Consider the following 20,640-nt stretch of genomic DNA (forward strand, 5'->3'; position numbering starts at 1 on the left):
TTAGGAGAACCCATGTTGTTCCTTGCACGTATGGACGTAACTTTCCCGGCATACCTCACGGCCGAAGAAGTCACCGACTTCCAGGTCCGCGAGAAGGCCTATTCGGCACAGCTGCAGCAAAGCGGCAAGATGCAAGGCCTGTGGCGCATCGTCGGAGAGTACGCGAACCACTCGCTGTTCAACGTCGAGTCAAATGACGAGCTTCACCAGATCCTCAGCGGCTTCCCGATGTACGCGCACATGAAAATCAAGGTCACTCCGCTGGCTAAACACCCGAATTCACTGAGCTAGAGGCTTTTTGAGAGCCTACCGCCGGCCCGTACGCCAGCTCACAAGTATTGATAGGCAAACAGTCTCAGTGTGCGGGAAATAAGTATTTTACTCGCTATAGACCCTGCACTACATTGAATATCAATCGCACAGGATGATGGGGGTCACAATATGAATCCCCAGCAGCCACACCACACAAAGACAAGGGAGTCATCATGACCGCCGAAACTCCAGCAGACGCAACAGCAGCCAAGTCAGGCAATGCCGCTACCGACAGCTTCCGCAGCTCCGGCAAGCTCGCCGCGATCGAGACGTCCGTTGAGCGCGTGAACCTCTTGGCGAGCAAGCTAGTCAAGGCCGCAAACGACATCATCCTCGAAGAGCGCGTGAGCTACGACGAGTTCAACGCCCTCAAGGCTTGGCTGATCAAGGTCGGCGACGATGGCGAATGGCCGCTGTTCCTGGACGTGTGGCTGGAGCACTCGGTGGAAGAGGTCGCTACCGACCACCGCGAAGGCAACAAGGGTTCCATCGAGGGACCTTACTACGTGCCAAATGCACCGGAGCAGGCTTCCCCTGCCACCATCGCGATGCGCGAAGACGAGAAGGGCACCAGCCTGCTCTTCCAGGGCCAGGTCCGCTCCACCGACGGCAGCGCGCTGAAGAACGCGAAGATCGAGCTGTGGCACGCAGATGAAGAAGGCTTCTACTCGCAGTTCGCTCCAGGCATCCCGGAGTGGAACCTGCGCGGCAGCTTCATCGCCGATGCGGAAGGCAACTTCCAGATCAACACCATGCAGCCAGCCCCGTACCAGATCCCTACCGATGGCGCCTGCGGCCAGCTGATCGCCGCCGCCGGTTGGCACGCCTGGCGTCCGGCCCACCTGCACCTGAAGGTCTCGGCCGAGGGCCACGAGCTGCTCACCGCGCAGCTGTACTTCCCGGGCGACGCGCACAACGATGACGACATCGCCACCGCGGTGAAGCCAGAATTGATGCTCGACCTGCAGCCAGCGCAGTCCGGCGACGGCAAGCAGGTCACCTACGATTTCGTGCTTGACCCAGTCAAGTAGGTCTTAGCGCCACCTCACGGCGGGGCTCCCGGCAACACTGCTGGGCACCCCGCCGTTGTCGTACAACGAACATTGCGCTTGCCGCCCTGGTCAACGCCTCGGCAGTAGACCGCACGCCTTCGGATCCACCCCTGCAGCAAACGACCCATGGGAGCGCATCATGACTGCCTCAACACTGCTCAACCCTGCCGTAGAATTCCAGTCCGGAACCGTTGCATGGCCCGCTACCGGCACTCGGGAACCTCAGAACCACTGGGCCTGGACCGGCTGGATGCCCGAGAACGACTAAGGATTCTCTGCGGTTGCCGCTCCAGTAGCGCGCACGCACCCGGTGCCCGGTAGCCGCGATTATTGCCCAGGCGGAGCCTCGATGAGCCCCATGGCGATAAACGCCCGTTGGTAGATCTCTCTGATGACCGCTTCCTTGCGTGCGTTGTACTGCATGGAGTGCTCGCCGGCATCCCGTGACAAGCCTGACGCTTTTCGCTTGGCATTGGCGTAGAGTTCCCGATCGCTTGGGTTCGCTCGGAGCCAATCGCGGAAGATCCGATGCTTGATCGTCTCGGGGCTGTCAAAGCCGAAAACGTGGAGATTGCAGGCCGGGTCGACGTGGCGCAGGAACCGATGCCCAAACCACCAAGGTTCCCGCACCCGCAGCTCGAAACCCGCGCGCTGAAGCGCGGGAACATACGAACGCTCGTCATTTGGATCGGCCACGATCAGATCAATGTCGATAATTGGCTTGGCCGGGAGTCCGCGTACCGAGGTCGAACCAACATGTTCGATAGCCAATGCCCGCCAGCCAAGGGCCTCCCGGACCCGTTCGGCAAGCAGCTGGAACTGCTCCGGCCAGGCATCGTTCCACTCGGTTATCTCAATCTCCGGTGATGGGCCGGCCCCCGGAAGGTACGCCGATTGCCCGGCAGGAACAGGCGGTTCGTGAAAGGTGACGATGTCGATGAGCTTTGGCATGAAACTATTCTCGCCGATTGCTGCCGTGCCTTGCGACGGGCAACCTAGTGCTCAAAACCCTCGCGAGTCAGCGCGGCAAGTTCGGTCCGCGTGGATACCGCAAGCTTCGCGTAGATTTTTGTCAGGTGATATTGCACCGTCTTGGTGCTGACAAACAGCTCCTCGGCCACTCGGCGGTTGCTTGCGCCCTCGCAGACGAGCTTGGCGACCGCCTGCTCCTGAGCGGTCAGCGTCGACCAGTCCATCGGTTCGCGGCGTGCCATGCCAATGCCGCTCGCCTGCAGTTCGCGGGTGCAGCGTTCAACGTAGACGGTGGCGTCCAGGTGCGTGAAGATCGACAGCGCCCGGGTTAGCGGGGCAACGCAGTCCGCCCGCTTTCCCGCGCGCCGCAAGCACTGCCCGTAGGCAAAATCGATCCGTGCCCGGTGATAGGCGGTGCCAACGCCCTGAAGGCGAAGCAGCGCCTGCTCGAAGACTTCTCGCGCCGCATCGATGTCCCCCAAGGCCGCCAACAGCATGCCGCGCACCCCGAGGAAGGCGCCGATGCCGTTATTGTGCCCGGCCTTCATCGCGGCATCCAGCAAGGGGGCGATGAATTCTTCGGCTTCCTCCAGCCGCTCGCTGCGAATCAGCGCTTCGGCATACATGTCTTGCCAAGTCCAGAAGCCTGGCTCGTCGATACCCTGGCTGCGGTCAAGGCGAAGTATGGGTTCCAGGGCCAGCAGCACTTCCTCGTGATTGGCCTGGGCGCGCGCGGCTTCGGCCCGCGCCATGCGATACGGCACCTCCATCACCTGGTAGCTGCCCACTCGCACCCACGATTTGGCCAGGTGGACCTCGACAAGTTCCGTGTTTCCCCGCAGCGCATGAATCTGCACCGCCGTGTACTGGATCAGCGGTCGCTGCACCTGAATCCCGAAGCGTTCCTGGATCGCTTGCGCCCCACGGACCGTCTCCAGCGCCTGGTCCCAGTCGCCCACGAGGAATTCGGCGCGGGCCAGCCAGGCCTTGGCCCACAACGAGATTCGCAGCGAGCCCTCGCTGAAGTCGGTGGAACTGGCTGCCGCCAGTTCGTGGCGGGCCAGCTCGATCCGCCCGCTTGCCAAATACACCCAGCCGAGGGACATCTCGGCGCGTTGCCGCTGGGCGCCGGTGGGAAGCTTGCCCAGCAACTCGAGCAATGCCCGTTCGCCTTCCTCCCTGCGGCCCATCATCGCCAGGCCAAGGCCCTGGATGGCTGCGCTTTCGATGGCCTGCGGGCTGCCTGCCTGCGCCAGGCGCAGTGATTGTTCGGCCCATTCAAGAATTTTTGCGCCCTCGAGCTGGCACAGGGAATGCAGCACGCGGCGTTGCGAAATAACCGCCATCGTGTCGCCGAGCTGCAGGCGCACCGCACTCTGCCAGGCGCTGGTCAACCAGCGGTTGGCGGTCTGCGCCCGGCCCTGGAGGATGGCAATGTACCCCGAAAGCACGTCGCGTTCGGCGCTGCTTCCCAAACTTGCCAGCTGGTGGGAAAAGGTCAGCGCCCGCGGAATCTCTCCGGCGGCAACCACCGCGTCTACCGCCTTGAGCAGCAATGCCTCGCGTTGCGCGGGCTCAGGTGTCAAATGCATGGCGCGGAAGAACGCGGTTGCGGCCGAGGACCACTCACCGCGCTGCCCCTGGGCCACCGCGTAGGCCTCCAATTCGCGCGAAAGCCCGATATCCGGCAAGAGGCTCGCGTCGGCTCGATGGCCCAATACGACCCCGCGGTCTTCGGCAATCTCGGCAGCTGCCGCGTGCAGCCGAATGCGGGCGCTCAACGGAATCTGATGATAGACGGCCATCTGGGTCAGCTCGCTGTCAAAACCCAGCCGCACCTTGCCGCTATGCCCCTGGGTTCGCGCCAGCGAGGCATCAACAATCTGCTGGATGTAGGCCAGCGGGGAGTCTTCCTTGGCAAGCCTGACAATGAGGTCAATCCGAGCTTGGCGTCCAAGCACCGCGGCCGCCTCAACAAGCCCGCGGGCGCGCGGCTCCAATTCGTCGAGCAGCTGCTTGATATGCAGCGACAATGCTCGCGGCGCCGGCGGCCAACGATCCCACTGTTCCCAGCTTTGTTCCGGGTTTTCCTGTGCCAATTCGAGAACCGCATGCAGATTGCCTTGTGTGTAGCGCATCAGATGCTCGGCCGCCATGGACGGCAGCTCGATTCCCAGCCGGGTAGAGACGATTTCGCGGGCCTGGGCCGCCGTCGGCACGTCAACGTGCAAGACCTTTAGATCGGTGTCGCCCAAGAACTCACGTGTTTCGGCGGGAAGCATCGCGATGTCTTGGTCGCGCAGGACCAGGACGATAAGTACGCGTTCGGTCTGCAACCGGCGCCAGGCGTAGCGCACCGCCTCGAAGCTTGCGGCATCTGCCCATTGCGCATTTTCGATGACCAGCACCCGGGTTTGCTCCTGGTCCGCGCGCAGGTATTCCAGCAACGCGGGGCCAAGATCTTCGCTTGGCCCGGGCTTGCCGCGTTCCAGCAGTGGTCCCAGAGCCGCGCCGGGGTGCCTGGATTCCCAGCGCGAGGCGGTGACTACGGTAACCGAGGCCATGTTGGAACGACGCAGCAGTTGCTTTATCACGGTGCTTTTGCCGCTTCCTTGCGGTCCTTGCAGGACGGCCAGGGCGCTGCGCTGCTGCTGCACTTCACGCAGCAGGTCGGCGAGCGCATCCTGGGCAACTTGTTGGCTCATTTATGCGTTCACCGACCTTTCAGCGTTGCCGAGTTGTTTCTCGATGCGTCTCTACTTCTCTGCGTCCGCGGTTGCGAGTTCGACCCGCGCGGGCCGCTGCTTGGCGGTGATCTCGGAATTGCGCAGCGGAACGCCGAGGGTGATCAATGCACCAACGATAGCAACCCCGGAGAAGACATAGAAAGCAACATGGTTTTCCACACCTGCCGCCATCAGCAGCCCGCCGAACAACGGTCCGAAGATGCCGCCCAAACGGCCGAACCCGGCGCACCAGGCCACCCCGGCGCCGCGGGCGGCGCTGTTGTAGAAATTAGACACAAATCCGTAGATCAGCACCTGGGTGCCGATGGTTCCGACGCCGGCCACGGCAACCAGCGCCAGCAGGATGCCCAGCGGCAGGTGCATGGTCAGCAGCACCATGGCGAGAGCGGCGAGGAAGAAGGTGGTGAACACGGTGCGCTTCACGCCGAACCGGTCGGCGCCAACGGAGGCGATCAGCCCGCCGAAGATCGCGCCGGCGTTGAAGACCAGCAGGAAGGTGAGCGCGAAGTCCTTGCCATAGCCGAACTGCGACATGATCTGCGGCAACCAGGTGTTCAGCCCATAGGTCAGCATCAGGCCGGTGAAGCTCATGAATCCGAGCAGCAGGGTCGGGAACGCGTACTTCTTGGAGGCCAGCGCACGGAACCCGATCTTGTTCTCTGCGGGCGCGGCTTCGGCTTTTCCGGCAACGGGTACCAGCATGTGAATCGGGACACCGGTGCGGATCGAGACGCGTTCGGCTTCCGCGGTGCGGCCGCGGGCCATCAGCCATTCGGGGGATTCGGGGAGCTTGACCAGGGCCATCGGGAGCAGGAAGAGCAACGGCGTCGCGCCGATCAGGAACAGTCCGCGCCAGCCGATGGCGTCGAGCAGGATGATGGCCAGCAGGGAGGCCAGTACGCCGCCTACGGGAACACCGGAGTAGACGATCGCGTTGTAGAAATTGCGCTTGCCCTTGGGGGCGAACTCGGCGACCACCGCGCCGGCGGTGGCCACCAGTGCGCCCACCCCGATTCCGGTGGCGAAGCGCAGGGCGCCGAAGGCGGTGACGTCGTTGGTCAGGGCGGTCAGGCCCATGGCCACGGAGAACCAGATGATTCCGGTGATCATGATCTTGCGCCGGCCCAGGTAGTCGCCGATGGCGCCGGCAACCAGCGCGCCGACCATCATGCCGGCCAAAGCCCAGCTGCCCAGCGCGCCGGCGGTGGTCGGGGTGACCTCTCCGAGCTGCGTCGGATCGCCCAGCAGCAGCGGAACGATGGTTCCGTAGACGACCAGGTCATATCCGTCGAAGATCAGCGCCATGGTGGCGATGGCCACGACCCAGCGGACCGTGCTTTGCTGTTTCCTGTTGCTGCTTGCTTCCGAAGTTTTCACGAGTTGCTCCATTTTCATTGGCCCGGGCGCACGTCATCGTGCGGGTATCGAGGCACTGGGAAATACCGCGGCGCGAGGGCGCGGCGTGGGAACCGTGGCCCGAAAGATCGTCGGGCGGCGGGTTTTGGAGGGCACACAGGCGGCGGGGATCCCGCCGCCTGCAAGCGATCATTGATTTCTGGCGCGTTGGCTAGCCGAGGTCTCCGCCGGCCACCGCCAGGGTGGCTCCGGTGATGTAGGAGGCTTCGTCAGAGGCCAAGAACACAATCGGCGCGGACTGTTCGTCCAGGGTTCCGTAGCGCTTGAGCAACGTGGAATCGACCGTCTGGTCCACAATGCTCTGGTACCAGGCTTTTTCCTGTTCGCCGGTGGGCGCCGGGCCGCGCTTGACTACCCGCTCAGGGGCTTCGGTGCCGCCCGGGGCGGTAGCCACCACACGGATTCCGTGGGCGGCCCCTTCCATGGCCAGGGCCGAGGTGATCGCCTTGACCCCGCCCTTGGCCGCCGCATAGGGCACCCGGTTCACCCCGCGGGTGGCCACCGAGGAAACGTTCACGATGGTGCCGGACCCGGCCTTGACCATTTCCTCGAAGGCCGCACGGCACATCCACAGGGTCGGGAAGAGCGAACGCTGGATTTCCTTGCTGATTTCTTCCGGCGCGTAGTGCTCGTACGGCTTGGCCCAGATGGTCCCGCCGACGTTGTTGATGAGCACATCGATCCGGCCGAATTCATCCATTGCCGCGGTCACCGCGGCCAGCGCACCCGCGTAGGTTTCGAGGTCTGCGGTCACGCTCAGCGCATGCGCGCCGTGGGCGCGCAAGCCCTCGGCGACGTCGTGGATCAGCCCGGCGCGGTCAACCAGAACCAGTTCCCCTCCCTCGGCGGCGATGCGCCGGGCCACGGACCAGCCGATGCCCTGGGCAGCGCCGGTGACCATGACGACCTGGCCGGCGAAGCGCCCGGGGTGGAAGGACTCGGGGTATCCGGCGGCTGCGGTCTCGTTGGCCGGGGCGTTGTCCGCGCTCATTAGCTTTGTTCCTGCGAGGCCGCGGCCATGGTGGCCTTGGCGTGCTCGTTGTGCGAGATGATCGCCGCCCGGGCCGCCGCGATGTCCTGCTGCTCGAAGGCCGCGACGATGGCGAAGTGGTCGGCGTCCACCGCACCGTCGATCCAGTGCTCCTGGCGCAGCACCTTTGCCATGAGCGCCGGAACCTCCAGGCGGGTGTAGGCCTGGAGCAGGTGCTCGTTGCCGACGCAGGTGAACAGGAACTCGTGGAAGGCGTCGTTGGTGACGGTGAATTCGGCGGCGTTGACGAACTTTTCGCCGTCCAGGGTCTTGCCCGCAAGCTCCGCGAGGACCTTGAATTCACCTAGCTGGCCGTCGGTCAGCTTGCCCATGGTCAGTTCCACAATTGCCAGTTCAAGGGCCATGCGGGCATCGAACTGGGCGCCGAAGGTTGCGTGCTCCTCGCCGATTTCGTAGCCGGCTGCTGGCGCCTCGGCGGCCTCGGCCACCGGCGCCGCGGCTTCCGCTGCCGGTGCGGCCTCCGGCACGACGGCCAGGGCGAACTTCTCGAAGTAGAAGTTCTGCGGCTTGATTCCTTCGCCGTCCAGGTGGCGGCGCACGCCCTCAACCATCGGTGGCGGACCGCAGAGGTAGATGTCCACGTCGCCCTCGGCCAGGTGCTGCGGCTCGAAGTGGTTGGTGACATAACCCTTCTTTTCCGCGGCGCTGTTCGGGTCGCCGACCACGGTATCGAAGCTGAAGCCCGCGATACGCGAGGTATAGGCTTCGAGCACGTCCAGCTCGACCAGATCGGTATCGGTGTTCACGCCGTAGATCAGGTGGACCGGGTGCGGGTTTTCCATGCCGACCAGCTTTTCCAGGATGGACAGCAGCGGGGCCAGCCCGGTGCCGCCGGCCAGCAGCAGGGACTGGCGCTTGGGTTCGCGCAGGAAGAAGCTGCCCATCGGGCCGGTGAAGGTGAGCCGGTCCCCGACCTGCGCGGTATCGCGCATGTAGGTGGACATTAGCCCGCCGTCGGTGATGCGGATCAGGAAGGAGACGGTCTGGACCTCTGGTCCCGAGCTGAAGGAGTACGAGCGGGTCTGGCCGCCGGATCCGGGAACCTCGATGTTCACGTACTGGCCGGGCAGGAAGGACAACTCTTCGCGCTTGTCGACCTCTAGGCTGAAGGCGTAGGTGGTCTCGGAGATGCGGCGGATCTCGGTCAGCGTCGACTCGAAGACGGTCGCGGCGGTCTTGGCCACATCCGAGGTGGTCGGGATCTGCAGCACGAGGTCGGATTCGGGGACCATCTGGCAGGGCAGGCAGAATCCCTTTTCGGCTTCGTCGTCGGTCAGCGCTTCCTCGATGTAGTCGCCGCCGTCGAATTTGCCCGATTCGCAGAAGGACTTGCAGGTGCCGCAGGCGCCGTCGCGGCAGTCAAGGGGGATGTTGATCCGGGCCTTGTAGGAGGCATCGGCGACGGTTTCGCGGGGGCCTACTTTAATGAAGCGGGTGATCCCGTCTTCAAAAGCTAAGGCGACCTGGTAAGTCATAAGGGTGCTCATTTCAAAATTGTGCTGGTGGGGCAGCAGTAAGTTCTTTGCTGCGCTGCGCCGGGCTGACGCCCGGCGCAGCGCAGGTCGGCTTGGCTAATGCGGCCGAATTAGATGTGGTAGATATCCACCACGTGGTGGATGAAGTCGTTCTTCAGCACTACCTTCTTCGCGGTGATCACCGGCTGGGTGCCGGAGTAGTCGATGGTGTAGAAGGAGTTGCCGAAGTAGGTGTCGACGTTCTGGTAGCGGTAGTACAGCGTGAACCAGTTGAAGCGGACCTCAACCTTGTCGCCATCCACGGCAACGATCTCCACGTTGGTGATGTTGTGCCCGGTGCGCGGTTCCGGCAGGCTGGTGGCCGAGGAGCGGTCGGTCTTGATGCGGAAGACGCGGTCTTCCAGGCCACCGCGGTTTGCGTAGTAGATCAGCGAGATCTCGCGCTGCGGGTCCTCGGTGAGCTTGTCGTCATCGGCCCATGCCGGCATCCAGAAGGTCGCCTCCGGGTGGTAGCAGTCGATCCAGCGGTCGAAGTCGCGGTCATCCAGGAAGCGGGCTTCCTGGTAGAGGAACTGCTCGACGTCCCCGGTGGTGACGGTGCCGTTGCTGGTTTTGGCCTCGGTCAATGCAATGGTGCTCATGTGGCTTTCCCTTCGGCCTTAGTTCTTGGTTTCGAGTTCGGCGGCCAGCGCCTTGCGCATGGTGTCCAGCCAGTAGCCATGCTGGATCGGGTACAGGCCCTCGTCCTCGGTGCGCGCACCGGAGGCGATGGGCTCCAGGCCGATCTTCTTCGCGTTCTCGTCGGCGCCGGTGATCTGGTGCGCCGAGCCGCGGCTCATGTCGTTCCACTTGGCCGCGGTGGCCATGTAGGTCTTCTGGCAGGAGCGGAATTCTTCCAGGTCATCCGGGGTGGCCATGCCCGAGGCGTTGAAGAAGTCCTCGTACTGGCGGATGCGGTTGGCGCGTGCGGTGTCGGACTCGCCCTTGGGTGCGATGCAGTAGATGGTGACCTCGGTCTTGTCCACGGCCACCGGGCGGAACACGCGGATCTGCGAGGAGAACTGGTCCATCAGGTACACGTTCGGGTACAGGCAGAGGTTGCGCGAGACACCGATCATCCAGTCGGCCTTGGCCTCGCCGTATTTGGCGACCAGCTCATCGCGCTTCTCGGCCAGCGGACGGTTTGCGGCGTCCAGCCATTCGGTCCACAGCAGCAGGTGGCCGTTGTCGAATGAGTAGAAGCCGCCTTCCTGCTTGTCCCAGCCGCCGGCATCCATGGTCTTGGTGTCGTTGGTCGATTCGCCGGCGCTGCGCCGGGCCTGGGTGGCGGCGTAGTTCCAGTGGGTCGCCGAAACATGGTAGCCGTCGGCGCCGTTTTCCGCCTGCAGCTTCCAGTTGCCGTCGTAGGTGTAGGTGGAGGAGCCGCGCAGCACCTCGAGGCCTTCCTCGGACTGGTCCACGATCATGTCGATGATCTTCGCCGCTTCGCCCAGGTGCTCTTGAAGGGGTAGGACGTCGGCGTTCAGCGAGCCGAAGAGGAAGCCGCGGTAGTTCTCGAAACGGGCGACCTTGGTCAGATCGTGCGAGCCGTCCTTGTTGAACTGCTCCGGGTAGCCGGCGCCACGGGAATCCTTGACCTTGAGCAGCTTGCCCGAGTTGTTGAAGGTCCAACCGTGGAACGGGCAAGTGAAGGTGGTGCGGTTATCGGTCTTGCGGCGGCAGAGCATCGCGCCGCGGTGGCTGCACGCGTTGATGATGGCGTTCAGCTCATCCTGCTTATTGCGCGAAATGATGATCGGCTGACGGCCGATGTTGGTGGTGAAGTAGTCACCAATGTTGGGGATCTGGGATTCGTGGGCCAGGTAAACCCAGTTGCCCTCCCAGATGTGCTTCATTTCCAGCTCGAAAACTTCTTCGTCGGTGAAAATGTTTCGGTTGGTACGGTATACGCCGGTCTCTGGGCTGTCGACAAGCGCGTTGTCGAGCACCTCTGATACGGCGTTCAAAGTCTCGGTCATGATGTGCTTTGCTCCATCCTTCATATGGGGCCCGGGAGGGCGCAACCGCTCGAGGCGGCCATTCAAGAACTCAATCCTGTCAGGCTGTGCGCGCCGTCACACTAGGCATCTGCCTAGGCTTAGCCTAGGCATCGGAACCATGAGTTTTTGCATATCAATGGCGGTATTTTAAGTATTTGCCGTTCACCTGTGACCTGCGTAACGTGGGCAGACGTTGCGGTCAGCGAAACGGGAGCCAGGTCATGCCAGAAGAAAAAGCGGTCCAACCGCGTGGGTTGCGCAGGCTCGGAAATGACATTTCCTTCTCCGCAATTTGCGCCGGATTCATCGCCATGGCCGTGTCGTACGCCGGCCCGATGCTGGTGATACTGCAAGCAGCACAGCGCGCCGGGCTCAGCGAGGCGCAGAGCAGTTCCTGGGTATGGGCGGTCTCGGTCGGCAGCGGAATCACCGGCTTGCTGCTCAGCCTGTTCACTCGCCAACCAATTATCGTCGCATGGTCCGTGCCGGGAGCCGCCCTCTTGCTGACGGTCCTCGGCGACTACAGCTATTCCGAAGCCATCGGCGCGTATATCGTTGCCGGGCTGCTTGGGCTGCTCTTGAGCCTCAGCGGGTTGCTGGGATGGCTGCTGGCCCGCGTGCCAAAACCGGTCTTGGCCGCGGTTCTCGCCGGGGTGCTGCTGCCCTTTGTGATGGAGGTGGTTCAGGCGGTCCTTGATTCACCGCTGATCGCCGGCGGCCTAGTGGCCGCCTACTTCTTGGCCCGCCGCTGGTCGCCGGGCTATGCGGTCCCGGTAGCGCTCTGCGCCGGCATCGCGCTTGCGGCAGGTTCTGGCCAGATTTCGAACGCACCGCTATCGTTCATGCTCACCTCTCCGGTATTCACGGTTCCGGCATTTTCGCTCTCCGCCATCATGGGCATTTCCCTTCCGCTGCTGATCGTGACCATGGCAGGACAAAACGGTCCGGGCCTGACCATGCTTCGCAGCAGCAATTACCGGCCAAATGATCGGCTCCTGCTCAGCGGGGGCTCGCTTGCGAGCATCCTTTTCGCACCCTTCGGCTCGCATGCGATCAACCTTGCAGCAATTACCGCAGGGATCTGCACCTCCGCCCAAGCCCACCGGGATCCGGCGCGACGCTACGTCGCGGGCATTTCTTGCGGTGCGTTTTTCATCTTCTTCGGGCTGTTCAGCCAGACTTTTTTGCAGCTTTTTGCGGCGGTCCCGGCCGAGCTGGTCATCGCTGTCGCGGGCGTGGCCCTGCTTCCGGCCATGCAGGGATCCATGCAGGATATGTTTGACGGCCCGGCCAGCGGAGCGGCGGAGGCCGCGGTCTGCACCCTGATCATCACCGCGTCCGGGGTGGCGCCGCTGGGCATCGTCTCGCCCTTCTGGGGTATCGCAGGAGGCACCCTGTGCTTCCTGGCGCTGCACAAACGACGCCCGGCCTACGCCGCAAAGGGCCCAAATGCGGCCGTGGCCTCCGGTTAGTTCCACCCCGCGGTTGCATCCCGGGTATCCACATAGCGCGCATAGATCTCGGGGCGCGGTTCACCCTGATAGCGGGTGGACGCCGCGACGTTCCAGACCGGTGGTTCTTTTTCTCCGCTCAGCGCCCAGGCGGCCTGCCGCGCGGCACCCAACGCCACATATTCGGCAGTCTGCGGAACATCTACCGCGACGCCAAAGATCTGCGGCGCGATGCGGCGCACCGCTTCGGACTGCGCGCCACCGCCGATCAGCAGGATTCGCCGGGTTGCTATGCCGGTGGCTTCTTCGAGGGCAGCGACCGCGTCCTTCATGGAGCACAGCAATCCTTCAACGTAGGCACGGGCGATCTGTTCACGGGTGGTCGTGGTACGCAGGCCATGCATCAATCCCGTCGAGTCGGGCCGGTTCGGGGTGCGTTCTCCGCCGAAGTACGGAAGCAGCACCGCTCCCCCGGAGCCGGGCTCCGCGGCCAGCGCAAGGTCAGAGAATTCTTTTTGGCCCACACCGAGCAGCCGGGCACCAAAATCGAGTACCGGAGCGCCGTTGAGGGTGCAGGCCAGCGGCAGGTACCTATTTGTGGCATCCACAAACCCGCTCACCATCCCGGTGCCATCGTGAACGCTGTGATCCACCACCGCGGAGGCTACCCCCGAGGTTCCCATGGAGACGCACACGTCCCCGGGCTGCAGATCCAGTCCCAGCGAGGCGGCCATGTTGTCTCCGGTGCCGGCCGCAATTTTGAGGCCCGCAGAAGTTTCGCCGACTATTTCATTTGCCGCCGCGAGCCGCGGCAATGCCACCGGCTTGCCCAGTGCCCGGCGCGCCACCTCGGGCAGGAAACGACGCTGCGCGGTCGAGTAGTATCCGGTGCCCGAGGCGTCTCCGTGGTCGGTGGTCGCTTCCTTGCGGCCGCCTAGATGCCAGGTCAGGTAGTCGTGCGGCAGCAGAACCCGGGTGGTGCGGTTCGCATTTTCCGGCTCGTTTTCGCGCAGCCAACGCAGTTTCGAGGCGGTCAGCGATGCGACCATCACGCTGCCTACAAGTTGCGCGCACCGCTGCTCTCCGCCAAGCTCGCCGATCAGGTTCCGCGCCTGCCCGGCGGAGGAGATGTCATTCCACAGCATGGCGGCGCGCACCGGAGCGCCATGCTCATCCAGGGCAACCATGCCGTGCTGCTGGCCGGCGATCGAGAGCGCGGACGCCCGCTCGAGCAGCCCTTCGGTGCTGGCTTCAAGGGCCTCAATCCACTTGGCCGGATCGACCTGGGTCCCGCCAGGGTGGGGCGCGCGCCCGGAGGCTTTGACCTCACCGGTCTGCGCATCAACGAGCAGCGCTTTGCACGATTGAGTCGACGAGTCGATTCCCAAGACATAGGTCGATGGCATGGCTAATCCTTCGGTGAGCTAGCGGCGAGGTGGATATTGAGGTTTAGCGACTTCAGCAGGGCCAAGAGCTCGGGAGCTAGCTGGTCATCGATGACGATGTCATCGAATTCGTCCAATCCCATCACGTGATAGAGCCCGGTGCCCTCAAATTTGCTTGAGTCAACGATCAAAATTTTCCGGCCACCGGTTTTCAGCAAGGCGCGTTTGGTCAGCGCCGCTTCGGCATCCGGGTGCAGCAATGCCTGATTTTTGACCGCGGTGGTCGAGACGAACACCGCATCTGCGGTGAGCCGTTGAGCCTGCTCGACTACCACCGAGCCGAGGAATGAATCGGTTTCTGCATAGTATTGGCCGCCCAACCCCACCAAGGCGATGGACGACTGGGCCGACACGGTGTTCATCAGTGCCAGCGAGTGGGTAATGACCGTGGAGGGCCGGCGGCTTTCCAGATGCGGCCCCAGCTCGCCGACGGTGGTGGAGTCGTCCAGGGCAATGACCGTGCCGGGCTCGATGAGCTCGGCTGCGGTGCGGGCGAGCCGTTGCTTGGTGCGCGCGTTGAGATGGCGGCGCAGCCGCACGTCGCGTTCGGCCAGCCGCGCGGTGATCGCTCGTGCGCCGCCGCGGATGCGTTCGAGGCGCCCCTCGCCCGCGAGGACGTCCAGGTCACGATGGATGGTCATGGCGCTGACCCCGAAGGCGTCGGCCATAGCTTCCACGCGCGCGGTGTGGACCTGATTGACGTAGCTGGTCAGCTCGTCGCGGCGGCTCTCCGGAGGCAGCCCACTGGATCGCATCACTGCGGATCTCCGTTCGGCAAGTTCATCATTTCTCACACCTCCGATGATAGATGCTGTGCTCGCACTCTCAAAACATCATGATCCAAACAATATTTAACAGAAAACCTGTTGAATTTGTTTATTTGGTGTTAGGTTAGTGAAATCACGAGCGGCAGCAATGCCCCACGCAAAGGAGCGCCATGATCTCGGAACCCTCGAACCCAAGTGCACCCCCAACAGCCAGGGGCGGCACCGGGCTGCTAGACCGCATGGGACTTCCGCGCCCGCTTTTATGGGGTTTCATCGGCCTGACCCTGTTCATGATCGGCGACGGCGTGGAAACCAATATCCTCACGCCCTACCTGACCGGCGAACACGGCTTCTCCATTCCGCTGGCCGGAACCCTGATCACCATCTACGGTGTCGCGGTGGCCATTGCCGCATTCCTTTCCGCCTCGCTCTCGGACCTGTGGGGCCCGCGCAAGGTGATGCTCATTGGCGCCGGAATCTGGGTGGCCTTCGAGCTGTTCTTCCTGCTCGTCGCGCTGAACTCCTCCAACGTGGTGCTGGTCTTCATCGCCTACGGACTGCGCGGCTTCGGCTACCCCTTCTTCGCCTACGGCTTCCTCGTCTGGATCTCCGCAACCGCCAACGCCAAGCGCCTCGCGGTTGCCATCGGCTGGTTCTACGTGGCCTTCAGCGCCGGCCTGCCCACGCTCGGCGCGCTGACCGCGACCGCCTCGTTGGAAATCTTCGGGCTGAACTATTACCAGACCCTTTGGATCTCGCTGGCACTGGTGGTCCTCGGTGCCGCGGTGGCGTTGCTCGGCGTCAAGGAGAAAACCGGGCGCGCCCCGCTGGTGGATAACCCGGAGCAGGTGTGGAAGACCATGAGCTTCGGGCTTCGCCTGTTGGTGAGCGACCGCAAGGCGTTGATGGTGATGCTCACCCGCACCATCAATTCGGTGCCCACCTATGGCATGGCGGTCTTCTTCCCTGCCTTGTTCGTGGATCGCTTCGGCTGGAGCGTAGGCCAGTTCTTGATCCTGACCACGGTGATCTACGCGGTGAATATTCCCTTCAACCTCTTCTTCGGGGCCCTGGGCGACAAGCTGGGCTGGTCAAAGACCGTGGTCTGGTTCGGCGCGGTGCTCTGTGCGCTGTCCATGGCGGGGCTCTATCTGGTGCCCGCTTGGGCGGTCGACAACGGGATCGAACACGCTTATCTGCTGGCCTTGCTGATCGGCGCGGTCTTCGGCATCGGCTTGGCCGGGTTCGTGCCGCTTTCGGCCATCGCCGTCTCGCTGGCGCCGGAGCATCCAGGAGCCGCGATGGCTTCCTACAACCTTGGCATCGGTGCCGCGGTCTTCGCCGGACCGTTGCTGGTCGCCTTGCTCTACACCACCCTGGGCGCCGCAGGAATGGTGTATCTGTTCGCCGCGCTGTACTTGGTCGCGGCGCTGATGTCGCACTTGCTGCGCGGAACCCAACCCGGATTCAACGGCGTTCCCACCCCCGCCCCGCAGCGCGTCGCCTAAGGCGACCGCTTGAGCAACTGACATTTCCCCCATAAGGAGACTGCGAATTCATGAAACTCTCTAATCAGACGCTGGCAGAAATCCCGCCAGAGGTACAGGTACCGGCCTATGACCGCAGCAAGGTTTCCGCTGGAATCGTCCACTTCGGCGTCGGCGGATTCCACCGCGCCCATCAGGCCATGTATCTCGATCGGCTCATGAACCAGGGCCGAGCCCTCGACTGGGGTATCTGCGGCATGGGAATCATGCCCTCGGACACGCACATGCGCGATACGCTCAGCGACAGCGACGGACTATATACCCTGGTAGTCAAGAATCCGGACGGCAGCCGTGAGGTGCGGGTCATCGGTTCAATTGTCGATTACCTGTACGCTCCGGATGACACCCGTGCGGCTATCGAGAAGCTGGCAGATCCGGCGATCCGCATCGTGTCACTGACCGTCACCGAGGGCGGATACAACGTCAACCCGGTCACCGGGGAATTCGACCTGCAGAACCGCGCCATCGCCGCGGATCTGGCCGATCCGGAAAACCCGAAAACCACCTTCGGCCTGATCAGTGCGGGGCTGAAGCTTCGCCGCGAACGTGGTCTCGCGCCTTTTACCGTCATGAGTTGTGACAACATCCAAGGCAACGGCGAGGTGGCGCATAAGATGTTTGGCGCCTTCGCCACCGCGCTGGATGCAGAATTCGGCACCTGGGTGCAGGCAAATGTTCCGTTTCCCAACTCGATGGTCGACCGCATCACCCCGGTCACCACGGACGCTGATCGGCGCGACGTGACCGAGCGCTATGGCATCGAAGATGCCTGGCCGGTAGTGTGCGAAGACTTCGTGCAGTGGGCGCTGGAGGACAAGTTCGTATCTGGCCGCCCGGAATTCGAGCAGGTCGGAGTCCAGGTAGTTGCAGATGTGGTGCCTTTTGAACTGATGAAGTTGCGTCTGCTCAATGCCACCCATCAGGGCCTGTGCTATTTCGGCCATCTGGCCGGATACCGCGCGGTGCATGATGCGGCACGCAATGAGCTCTTCGCCCAATTCTTGCTGCGCTACATGCGCACCGAGGCGCAGCCTACGCTGGCGGCCTTGCCCGGCGTGGACCTGGCCGCCTATCAGGACAAGCTGATCGAGCGGTACCGCAACGAGCACGTGGCCGACACGATTGCGCGGCTTTGCGCGGACTCCTCGGATCGCATCCCCAAGTGGCTCATGCCGGTGGTCCGCGAAAACCTCGCCGCCGATCGCGACGTGCGCCTTTCGGCCGCCATCGTGGCCAGCTGGGCACGCTATGCCGAGGGCACCGATGAAATGGGCGAGCCGATCCAGATCGTTGACCGTCTGGCTCAGGAAGTCTCCGCCGCCGCGGCGAAGCACAGCGAAGACCCCTTGGCATTCCTGCGCCAGCGGGACCTGTTTGGCGACATCATCAACGATGAACGGTTCACCAAGCCATATCTGGAGACCCTCGAATCCCTGCATTCCCAGGGATCGATTGCCACCCTGGAACGGGTTATGGCGCAGAGCGCCGCCCGTTAGATCGCCTGGACAGAATCCCGCCTTGCCGAGCGGCTCCTTTTGCAAGGAGCCGCTCGGACTTTTTGTACCTGCGATCCTTGAAACCAAATGAACGTTGCTAAAGTAAAGTGACACTTTAGTTTAGGAATCGCCATGAATGATGGAATTTTGCCGGTTAGTACCCGCCCACGCAGCGTGGCAACCCATCATAAGGTCTTGGACTCCACCAATGAACTACTCCGCGACGCGGGCTTCCGCGGGATTTCGATTGAGCGCATCGCCGAGCATTCAGGTGTCAGCACCGCGACGCTGTACAAGCACTGGCCCACCAAGAATGCAATCGTTGCCGAAGCTTTCGGACGTGTTGCCGCCCAAGCGCTGAAGATCCCCACCGATGGAGACCCCTTGGCGAATCTCATCGACTGCACGGTCGAATCGCTGACCTTCCACAGCGTGCAAAGCGGGCGCGTATTCTTTCAGCTGCTGGCCGCCTGCTCCCTGGAACCGCACGGTGCCGCGTATTTCGAGCAGTTTTATCTAGCTCCGCGGCGCAAAACTCTCAAACCCCTCTTTGCGCGCGCACTCGCTTCGGGCCAGTTGGCCGAAGGCCTGGATATCGACGTTGCCATGGACGTGGCCTTCGGCGCAGCGGTGTTCCGGCTGATGCGCGAGAGTGAAAGCGTTGATCTGGCCTCCATTGAAGAAACCGTCCGCTGGTCCGTGCGCGGATTATTGGCTGACCAGCCCTAGATGCATCACGAACACGCCCCATTCGCTACAACACAGAAGAGATCTCGTGGCACACGCCAACAATTACGTCGCCGACAAGCTCGGCTTCAGCACCGCACTCATTGGCCTTTGCCTCATCGCAGCGCACTCCGGCACGCCGTCACCGATCTTCCCGCTGTACTCCGAGCAATGGGGACTTTCTTCCCTTGAAGTCAGCAGCGTCTTCGCCGTATATATCTGCGGTTTGCTGATCACCCTGCTGACCTGCGGGGCACTGTCCGATCATATTGGACGCCGTCCCGTCGCCTTTAGCGCGTTGCTGATCGCCGCGGCTTCGATGCTCGTCATGGCATTCGCTGATTCGCTGAATGCACTGCTGATCGCCCGGATCTTGCAGGGCATTGCCTCGGGCCTCGGGTTCGGCACCCTGGGCGCAGCCTTGCTCGATTACTCCCCCGCCTCGCGCCACCGGACCGTCGCCATGCTCAACGGCTCCGTGCCACCTGCGGCAATCGGCCTCGGCGCCCTGCTCAGTGGCATTCTCGTGCAGTTCGCACCATACCCCTTCCAGATCCCTTATCTGGCGGTCGCCGCATTGTTGATCCTGGCGCTGATTCCGGCGAGCTTGCTCAAGGAGCGCCACCCACGCCGTCACGGTGTATTGCGTTCGCTCATCCCCTCGGTGATGATCCCCAAGGAGGTGCGCCGCGAATTCCTCGTCGCAGTCGGCGCATTGCTCGCCAGCTGGGCGCTGGTTGGAATGTATCTGGGATTGGGCGCGAGCATCACCAAAACGCTGATGAATATTCAAGCACCAACCCTGAGCGGTTTAGCCATCTTTGCGCTGACCGGCGCGAGTGCGGTGCTCGGCGCCGTCACCTTCCGGTTCGACGCCTTGAAGGTCATGACCCTTGGATGCATCTCGCTGATCGTTGGATCGGGCGGGCTCGTACTAGCTGTTTACACGGAAAACACGGCGATCTATTTCATTTCCAGCATCATCGGCGGCATCGGCTTGGGCGGCGCCTTCCAAGGTGGGCTTCGGACCATCGTGGAGCACGTTCCCGCGCTGCAACGCGGCGGCACGCTCTCCTCGGTATATCTGGTGAGCTACCTAGCCTTCGGCCTGCCAACATTGATCGGTGGACTGCTGATCCCAATCCACGGATTGAAGAACGTCACCTACGGCTACGCCGGACTTGTTGTCCTGCTCTCTGTCATTGCCCTGGCATTGATCGCCGGAACTTCCCGGAAGGGCAAACCGGCAGCTACCTCGCAATAGCCGCCGCCCAGCAGCTTCCGCCGCAGAAAGAAAAACAACCGCAGGATGTTTCATGTGAAACATCCTGCGGTTGTTTTTCAGTTTCGGACTATTTACGCTTCCGCGGTTTCTCCACAATATCGGTGTCGATAATATCCGGGTCATCCAGCTCAAGCTGGCTTGGCGCCACGGTGTCGATTCCCTCGAAGGCCACGGCCGCGTTTTCGATAACCCGCTTGGCCAGGTAGCGGTTGCCGGCCCCGCCAATGACTGCTCCGATGCCGAAAGGCACCAGCCGGCCAAGCATGCTGGCTCCTTGGGTGCCAACGATCTTGCGAATGAACTTCTTCTGCAAGCTCTTCTGCGCCGTGGCCATCAGGCTCGTTGACTTGTTCGAGCCAAAGGATCTTGCCCAGCCCTTCACCGGTCCGGAGCCGCGGCCGGCCGCCTGACTGGTCAGTGCCGAAATCATCGAGCTGCCTTCTTCGCCCATCAACACACCCATAACCAGCAGGCGCGATCGGTCCGGGTCGTCAATGGCAATGCCATGAAGCTCGGCCAAGGACTGCGCATAAAGCGCAGAGGCTTCCAGGAACCCGATCGTGGCGGCCAATGAGAGCCCCAGCGCTACGGCGGTACCTACCGCCGGTACCGCTGCGGTACCTCCGACGGCCGCTCCAGAGCCGGTGACCACGACCAAATAATCGCGTTCAACGATCTTGGCCAGTTCGGCCGCAGATGCCTGGGGATGTTTCGCGCGCAATCGCTTGAGATATGCAAGGACTAGCGGCCGCTGCACACCGACGCCCCGCATGATGGCGTCTTGGACGGCCGAACGAGGTTTGCCGCTCGAGTCTATGAATGTCATCGAAATGGGATCTTTGCTCATGATATTCCCAGA

18 protein-coding genes are annotated in these 20,640 nt (G+C 62.8%); 8 read left to right on the forward strand and 10 right to left on the reverse strand.

Annotated elements, in window-relative coordinates; genetic code table 11:
* Positions 1–12: 12 nt before the first annotated feature.
* The 3 genes from CQ017_RS10145 to CQ017_RS18385 all read left to right on the forward strand — a co-directional run bounded on the left by CQ017_RS10145 (position 13) and on the right by CQ017_RS18385 (position 1,632).
* The gene (locus tag CQ017_RS10145) at positions 13–291 is read left to right on the forward strand and encodes a muconolactone Delta-isomerase family protein (RefSeq protein WP_096285854.1); all 279 of its coding nucleotides are present in this window, start codon (positions 13–15) and stop codon (positions 289–291) included.
* 194 nt (positions 292–485) lie between these two features.
* Entirely contained in the window at positions 486–1,343 is an 858-nt protein-coding gene (gene catA, locus CQ017_RS10150) for a catechol 1,2-dioxygenase (protein WP_105553593.1), read from the forward strand.
* A 160-nt stretch (positions 1,344–1,503) separates the two neighbouring features.
* Complete coding sequence (locus CQ017_RS18385) at positions 1,504–1,632, forward strand: hypothetical protein (RefSeq protein WP_258133578.1); 129 nt, start codon at positions 1,504–1,506, stop codon at positions 1,630–1,632.
* Positions 1,633–1,691: 59 nt separating this feature from the next.
* On the opposite strand, the gene CQ017_RS10155 is transcribed toward CQ017_RS18385, so the two are convergent.
* The 7 genes from CQ017_RS10155 to benA all read right to left on the reverse strand — a co-directional run bounded on the left by CQ017_RS10155 (position 1,692) and on the right by benA (position 11,043).
* Positions 1,692–2,315, reverse strand: a complete 624-nt coding sequence (locus tag CQ017_RS10155) for a GrpB family protein (protein ID WP_105553594.1) — start codon at positions 2,313–2,315, stop codon at positions 1,692–1,694.
* 44 nt (positions 2,316–2,359) lie between these two features.
* Positions 2,360–5,041 carry a LuxR family transcriptional regulator gene (locus CQ017_RS10160; RefSeq protein WP_105553595.1) on the reverse strand — a complete coding sequence of 894 codons (2,682 nt, stop codon included), beginning with the start codon at positions 5,039–5,041 and terminating at the stop codon, positions 2,360–2,362.
* A 51-nt stretch (positions 5,042–5,092) separates the two neighbouring features.
* Entirely contained in the window at positions 5,093–6,460 is a 1,368-nt protein-coding gene (locus CQ017_RS10165; protein ID WP_258133579.1) for an aromatic acid/H+ symport family MFS transporter, read from the reverse strand.
* A gap of 190 nt (positions 6,461–6,650) precedes the next feature.
* A complete protein-coding gene (locus CQ017_RS10170; RefSeq protein WP_105553597.1) occupies positions 6,651–7,490 on the reverse strand; it encodes a 1,6-dihydroxycyclohexa-2,4-diene-1-carboxylate dehydrogenase in 840 nt (279 codons plus the stop codon).
* Positions 7,490–9,037 carry a benzoate 1,2-dioxygenase electron transfer component BenC gene (benC, locus tag CQ017_RS10175; RefSeq protein ID WP_258133580.1) on the reverse strand — a complete coding sequence of 516 codons (1,548 nt, stop codon included), beginning with the start codon at positions 9,035–9,037 and terminating at the stop codon, positions 7,490–7,492. The genes CQ017_RS10170 and benC overlap by 1 nt, the downstream gene beginning before the upstream one ends.
* Positions 9,038–9,135: 98 nt before the next feature.
* Positions 9,136–9,666 carry a benzoate 1,2-dioxygenase small subunit gene (gene benB, locus CQ017_RS10180; RefSeq protein ID WP_105553599.1) on the reverse strand — a complete coding sequence of 177 codons (531 nt, stop codon included), beginning with the start codon at positions 9,664–9,666 and terminating at the stop codon, positions 9,136–9,138.
* 18 nt (positions 9,667–9,684) lie between these two features.
* Positions 9,685–11,043 carry a benzoate 1,2-dioxygenase large subunit gene (gene benA / locus CQ017_RS10185; RefSeq protein WP_105553600.1) on the reverse strand — a complete coding sequence of 453 codons (1,359 nt, stop codon included), beginning with the start codon at positions 11,041–11,043 and terminating at the stop codon, positions 9,685–9,687.
* A gap of 242 nt (positions 11,044–11,285) precedes the next feature.
* Here benA and CQ017_RS10190 point away from each other — a divergent pair, with 242 nt between their 5' ends.
* A complete protein-coding gene (locus CQ017_RS10190) occupies positions 11,286–12,536 on the forward strand; it encodes a benzoate/H(+) symporter BenE family transporter (protein WP_105553601.1) in 1,251 nt (416 codons plus the stop codon).
* On the opposite strand, the gene xylB is transcribed toward CQ017_RS10190, so the two are convergent.
* Together xylB and CQ017_RS10200 are read right to left on the reverse strand one after the other, a co-directional pair.
* Positions 12,533–13,921, reverse strand: coding sequence for a xylulokinase (gene xylB, locus CQ017_RS10195; protein WP_105553602.1), 1,389 nt, complete (start codon positions 13,919–13,921; stop codon positions 12,533–12,535). The two genes, CQ017_RS10190 and xylB, sit on opposite strands and share 4 nt — an antisense overlap.
* A gap of 2 nt (positions 13,922–13,923) precedes the next feature.
* Positions 13,924–14,715 (reverse strand): DeoR/GlpR family DNA-binding transcription regulator, encoded by a 792-nt coding sequence (locus tag CQ017_RS10200; RefSeq protein ID WP_105553603.1) that lies wholly within the window; start codon positions 14,713–14,715, stop codon positions 13,924–13,926.
* 182 nt (positions 14,716–14,897) lie between these two features.
* Here CQ017_RS10200 and CQ017_RS10205 point away from each other — a divergent pair, with 182 nt between their 5' ends.
* The 4 genes from CQ017_RS10205 (at position 14,898) to CQ017_RS10220 (ending at position 19,760) form a co-directional block, all read left to right on the forward strand.
* On the forward strand, positions 14,898–16,235 hold the full coding sequence (locus CQ017_RS10205; RefSeq protein ID WP_105553604.1) for an MFS transporter: 1,338 nt from the start codon (positions 14,898–14,900) through the stop codon (positions 16,233–16,235).
* A gap of 50 nt (positions 16,236–16,285) precedes the next feature.
* Positions 16,286–17,770: a mannitol dehydrogenase family protein gene (locus tag CQ017_RS10210; RefSeq protein ID WP_105553605.1), complete on the forward strand. Its 1,485-nt coding sequence runs from the start codon at positions 16,286–16,288 to the stop codon at positions 17,768–17,770.
* Positions 17,771–17,902: 132 nt separating this feature from the next.
* Entirely contained in the window at positions 17,903–18,499 is a 597-nt protein-coding gene (locus CQ017_RS10215; protein WP_105553606.1) for a TetR/AcrR family transcriptional regulator, read from the forward strand.
* A gap of 46 nt (positions 18,500–18,545) precedes the next feature.
* Positions 18,546–19,760, forward strand: coding sequence for an MFS transporter (locus tag CQ017_RS10220; protein WP_181150531.1), 1,215 nt, complete (start codon positions 18,546–18,548; stop codon positions 19,758–19,760).
* 88 nt (positions 19,761–19,848) lie between these two features.
* Here CQ017_RS10220 and CQ017_RS10225 read toward each other — a convergent pair whose 3' ends face one another.
* Positions 19,849–20,628: a hypothetical protein gene (locus CQ017_RS10225; RefSeq protein WP_105553608.1), complete on the reverse strand. Its 780-nt coding sequence runs from the start codon at positions 20,626–20,628 to the stop codon at positions 19,849–19,851.
* Positions 20,629–20,640: the final 12 nt, after the last annotated feature.

Origin of the sequence: Arthrobacter sp. MYb224, assembly GCF_002975455.1 — a bacterium.
Taxonomy (GTDB): Bacteria; Actinomycetota; Actinomycetes; order Actinomycetales; family Micrococcaceae; genus Glutamicibacter.